Genomic DNA, 4,772 nt, shown 5'->3' on the forward strand with positions numbered 1-4,772 from the left:
CGCTGCGCCGCGAGACCGAGGTCACCTGGACCAGGCTCAGCTGCTCCAGGGAGAGGTCGGCGAGGCTCGCGAGCTGGGCATCGGCGGCCAGGGCGCGCGCGGGCGCGAGAGGCGGGAGCGCGGCGATCAGGAACGCGGAGAGCGGGAAAGCCGCAAGGCGCCTAAGGGCGCGGGCGGCCCGTGCAAGAGGGGGGATGAGCATGCCGCCGATTATCGCGTATCTCCACGCAGACGCGCCAGCGCCCAGCGCGCGTGGTCGCGCACGTTCGCGTTCGGGTCCTGGCCCGCCGCGCGCTCCAGCGCGGGGATGGCGCGGGGGTCGCCGGCGTTTCCGAGCGCGACCGCGACGTTCCGGACGAAGCGGTCCCGGCCGGCGCGAAGGAGCGCCGTGCCCTCGAACCGTTTCCGGAAGGCGGGGCCGTCCATGCCGAGCAAAGGGATCAGCTCGGGCGCCTGTTGGTCGGGGCGCTCCGCGAAGTCGGGATCGGCGCTCGGAACGGCGAAGCGGTTCCAGGGGCAGACCTCCTGGCAATCGTCGCAGCCGAAGATGCGGGTCCCGATCTGCGGCCGCATCTCGAGGGGGATCGGTCCGTCGTGCTCGATCGTGAGGTAGCTGATGCAGCGCCGGGCGTCGAGGCGGTAGGGCGCGGTGATGGCGCCGGTGGGACAGGCGCCGATGCAGCGGGCGCAGGTGCCGCAGTAGTTGCGCGCCGGAGCGTCGGGAGGAAGCGCGATGTCGGTCACGATCGCTCCGAGGAAGCACCAGGAGCCCGCCGTCTTTCGGATCACGCTCGTGTTCTTCCCGATCCAGCCGATCCCCGCGCGCTCGGCGAAGGCGCGGTCGAGGAAGGGGCGCGCGTCCACCGCGGTGGTCCAGCCCGCGCCGGGGACGAGGGCCACGAGCGTGCGCCCGAGGCGGACCAGCCGGCGCTTCATCCGCTTGTGGTAGTCGCGTCCCCAGGCATAGCGGGCCACGGCGCCGCGTGGGGCGCCGTCCTTGGCGGGCCAGTCGCCGCGGTAGTAGCCGGCGGCCACGGAGATCACCGTCTTCGCGCCGGGGAGGAGGGCCGACGGATCGCCCCGGCGCTCGACTTGGCGCGCCATCCAGCGCATGGTGCCGTGGCGCCCCTCGGCGATCCAGGCGGCGGCGCGCGCCCGGTGCTCGTGCGGCTCGGCCGAGGCGAATCCGGCCGCGGAAAACCCAAGCGCCAGAGCCGCTTCCCGAAGTCTCTCCCGCAGAAAATCGCTTGTGCTAGCATCGGCCGGTGGCCGAGCGGTTCGAACTTCAGCCCCTGTTTCCACTCCCGAATGTCGTCCTCTTCCCGAAGGCGATCCTGCCGCTCCATATCTTCGAGCCGCGCTACCGCACCATGATGGCCGATGCGCTCCAGGGTGGCCAGACCATCTGCATGGCCCTGCTGCGTCCCGGATGGGAGGCGGACTACTACGGCGCTCCCGCGGTCTACGGAGTCGGGTGCGTCGGTCGCGTGGTGCAGCATCAGCGGCTCGAGGACGGCCGCTACAACATTGCCCTGCATGGCGAGTCCAAGGTGGCGATCGAGGGGTTCAGCCGGGAGGAGCCCTACCGGATCGCCCGCGTGCGGGCGGTCGAGGAGGATCAGGCCTGGAGCGCTTCCAGCGGCGTGGAGGGGGAGGTCGCCGAGCTGCTCGCGCTGTTCCGGCGCGTACGGCTCGGCGAGAGCGCGGCGGTGGATCTCACGGAGATGTACGGCCCGCACGTGAGCCCCGAGGCGGTCCTCAACATGATCGCGATGAACCTGAACGTGGAGGCGAACGTGAAGCAGGAGCTTCTCGAGCTGGACTCGCTGCGATCGCGCTTCCGCTCCATCGTGCGCTACCTGCGCGACTCGGCCGCGAAGCAGGACCTGCTCGACCGGGTTCGCCACCTGTATCCCGGCGACTCCCGGCGGAACTGACCATGGCCCCTCGAGCCGCTTCGCCGCCGCGGGACGTGGATCTCCTGATCCGCCGTCTCGAAGCCGCGCATCCCGACGCCGCGTGCGCGCTCACGCACACGAACCCCTTCCAGCTTCTCGTCGCCACGATCCTCTCCGCGCAGTGCACCGACGCGCGCGTGAACCAGGTGACCCCGGCGCTGTTCGCGCGCTTTCCGGACGCCGGCGCGATGAGCCAGGCCTCGCAGGAGGAGCTGGAAGCGCTGATCCGCACCACCGGGTTCTTCCGGAACAAGTCGAAGTCGATCCGCGGCGCTTCGCGGAGGCTGGTGGATGCGTTCGCCGGCATCGTGCCCCGCAGCATGGACGAGCTCCTCTCCCTGCCCGGCGTGGCGCGGAAGACCGCGAACGTCGTGCTCGGCGTGGGGCACGGCATCGCCGAGGGGGTGGTCGTGGATACGCACGTGTATCGCGTGTCGCGCCGCCTGGGCCTGACGCGGGGGAAGGGACCGGTCGACGTCGAGCGGGACCTCATGAAGACGATCCCGCGCGACAAGTGGATCGAGTTCGCGCATCTCTTGATTTTCCACGGCCGCCGCGTCTGCGTGGCGCGCAAGCCGCGGTGCGAGGCGTGCGCGGTGCTCGACCTGTGCCCGAGCGGGCCGTACTACCTGGCGGGGAAGGTCCCGCCGTGGGATCGGAGTGCCGACGTCGGGGAGGAGAAGGTGGAGCGCGAGACGAAGGCCGTACCCAAGCAAGGCTCGAGACGCGTGGCCACGGCGGCGGCGGTGAAGAAACGGGGCAAATCCACGGCGCCGCGCGCGGCGAAGAAGAAGAGCCCCGCGCTCCGGAAGTCCACGGCGCCCCGTGCGCGCCGGAGGGCCTCGTGAACCCCGGGGCCGGGCTGCCCGGGGCCGTCGCGCCCGACTTCGACGTCCGCCTGCTGGGAGGCGGCTACCAGGAGCTGCGCGACCTGGTGCAGCCCGGCGGCGGCATCGTCATCTTCTTCAAGACGGAGTGCGAGACCAGCGCGCTCCTCCTGGAGCGCATCGGCCCTCTGGCCCGGGCGCTCGAGCGGGAGGAGCGCGTGTTCCTGGCCGTCGCGCAGAATCCCGCCGCCGAAGCGCGCGCGTTCCGCGAGCAGCACCGGATCGCCTTCCCCCTCGCCTGCGAGGATCCGCCGTACCCCGCTTCGCGCGCCTACGGGGTCGTCACCGTGCCGACGCTGATCGTCATCGACGGCACGGGACGGATCGCCGAGCGCGTGGAGGGTTTCATCAAGTCCGAAGTCCTGGCCCTCGGGCCGGCCGCCGAGCAGGCGCTCGCGCTGGGCGACATCCCGCCCGTGCTCGAGCGCCCCGAGGAGCTGCCCGATCTCAAGCCGGGCTGAACCTCGAAAACGACGGCCGCCGGGTAGCGGCCGAGGAGATGGTCATGAACGGAACGAACGGAATCGCCATTACGTGGCTGGGCCACGCCACCGTGCTCTACCGCTCGCCCCGCGGCAAGCAGGTCCTGGTGGACCCCTGGATCGAAGGGAATCCCGCGAGCCCGCCGGAGGCGAAGAAGCTGTCCGGGGTGGACGTGATGCTGATCACGCACGGCCACGGCGACCACTTCGCCGACGCCATCCCGCTCGCGAAGAAGTTCCACCCGGAGATCGTCTGCAACTACGAGATCTCCCTCTTCCTGGGCTCCAAGGGACTGACCGACAAGGTGCACGGCATCAACAAGGGCGGCTCGGTCACGGTCGCGGGGATCCGGGTCACCATGGTCCACGCCATCCACTCCAGCACGATCGAGGACGGCGACCGGCTCGTCCCGGCCGGCGAGCCGTGCGGGTTCGTGATCGAGTTCGAGGACGGAACGCGCGTCTACCACGCGGGCGACACGGGGTTCTTCGGCGACATGAAGTGGATCGGCGACCTCTACAAGCCCTCCGTCGCCGCGCTCCCGATCGGAGACCTCTTCACGATGGCCCCGCGCGAGGCGGCGGTCGCGGCCCGGCTGATCGGCGCGGCGCACGTGCTGCCGATCCACCACTCGACCTTCCCCGCGCTCACCGGCACGCCGGCCGAGCTGAAACGGCAGCTCGCGGACCAGCCGGAGATCCACGTGATCGAGGTGATGCCGGGGGAGACGGTCGAGCCGGAGCTGGCGCGGCGAAGCTAGACCTCAGTCGAAGTAGACGCGCTCCAGGACGCCCGCGCGCGTGACGCGAAACGGCTGGCGCGCGCGGAAGTGCTCGACCGCCGACAGGGTGCCGTCCTTGGGGCGGATCGCATCGCGCGCGATCCAGGAACGCAGCCAGAGGGCGATCTCGCCCGCTTCGGGATGAGGATGCGGGCGGAGCGAAGCGCCCTCCACGCGCCCGTCGGGCTCGCGCGTCAGCGTGCAGCCGCAGATCACCGGAACGGCGATTCCGCTCCAGGCGCCGAGCGAGCGGTCGCGCACCACGACGTGATCGCGATGGATGAGCTGTTCGCGCGCGCCGCCCCCCACGCGAGGCGACCACGTCCGCCGCTCGAGGCGGGCGCCCCGGGGCAGCCCCAGCGCCGCGCGGATCGCGGCGGCGCCACCGGCGCGATCGGGATCGAGCGCGCGCAGCGAGCGGTAGCTTCCGCGTCCCGCCGCGGCGGCGCCCCGCAAGGTTCGCCGGCCCGCGGCCGCGGTCTTCGGCCGCGCGGGCGGCGACGGCAGCTTGATCCCGTGCTTCGCGAACGCCCGCTCGATCCCTGCCGAGGCGGCGCCGCCGCCCTCCGTCCGGTCCACCTCCCGCATCCGGAGCGCCACGGCGCGATAGTGGCCGGCCCCCGGAGGGAGTGTCTCGAGGGCGCGGGCGAGCAGGCGTCCCGC

7 protein-coding genes are annotated in these 4,772 nt (G+C 71.9%); 4 read left to right on the forward strand and 3 right to left on the reverse strand.

Going from position 1 to position 4,772, the window contains the following annotated elements; all coding sequences use genetic code 11:
* Together VE326_14585 and queG are read right to left on the reverse strand one after the other, a co-directional pair.
* A partial coding sequence (locus VE326_14585; GenBank protein HYJ34427.1) for a hypothetical protein occupies positions 1-202 on the reverse strand: 202 nt, incomplete at its 3' end.
* Between the two features lie 8 nt (positions 203-210).
* Entirely contained in the window at positions 211-1,239 is a 1,029-nt protein-coding gene (gene queG / locus VE326_14590; protein ID HYJ34428.1) for a tRNA epoxyqueuosine(34) reductase QueG, read from the reverse strand.
* Positions 1,240-1,265: 26 nt separating this feature from the next.
* Here queG and VE326_14595 point away from each other — a divergent pair, with 26 nt between their 5' ends.
* From VE326_14595 to VE326_14610, 4 genes are read left to right on the forward strand one after another with little or no spacing between them, the layout of a single operon-like run.
* Positions 1,266-1,937 (forward strand): LON peptidase substrate-binding domain-containing protein, encoded by a 672-nt coding sequence (locus tag VE326_14595; protein HYJ34429.1) that lies wholly within the window; start codon positions 1,266-1,268, stop codon positions 1,935-1,937.
* Between the two features lie 2 nt (positions 1,938-1,939).
* Entirely contained in the window at positions 1,940-2,806 is an 867-nt protein-coding gene (gene nth, locus VE326_14600; GenBank protein ID HYJ34430.1) for an endonuclease III, read from the forward strand.
* Positions 2,803-3,306: a TlpA disulfide reductase family protein gene (locus VE326_14605; protein HYJ34431.1), complete on the forward strand. Its 504-nt coding sequence runs from the start codon at positions 2,803-2,805 to the stop codon at positions 3,304-3,306. Before nth ends, VE326_14605 begins: the two co-directional genes overlap by 4 nt.
* A 44-nt stretch (positions 3,307-3,350) precedes the next feature.
* Positions 3,351-4,088, forward strand: a complete 738-nt coding sequence (locus tag VE326_14610) for a metal-dependent hydrolase (protein HYJ34432.1) — start codon at positions 3,351-3,353, stop codon at positions 4,086-4,088.
* Between the two features lie 3 nt (positions 4,089-4,091).
* Here the strand turns inward: VE326_14610 and VE326_14615 are convergent.
* The coding region (locus tag VE326_14615) for a hypothetical protein (protein ID HYJ34433.1) at positions 4,092-4,772 on the reverse strand (681 nt) is incomplete at its 5' end.

It is taken from the genome of Candidatus Binatia bacterium, assembly GCA_035631035.1.
Taxonomy (GTDB): Bacteria; Eisenbacteria; RBG-16-71-46; order SZUA-252; family SZUA-252; genus DASQJL01.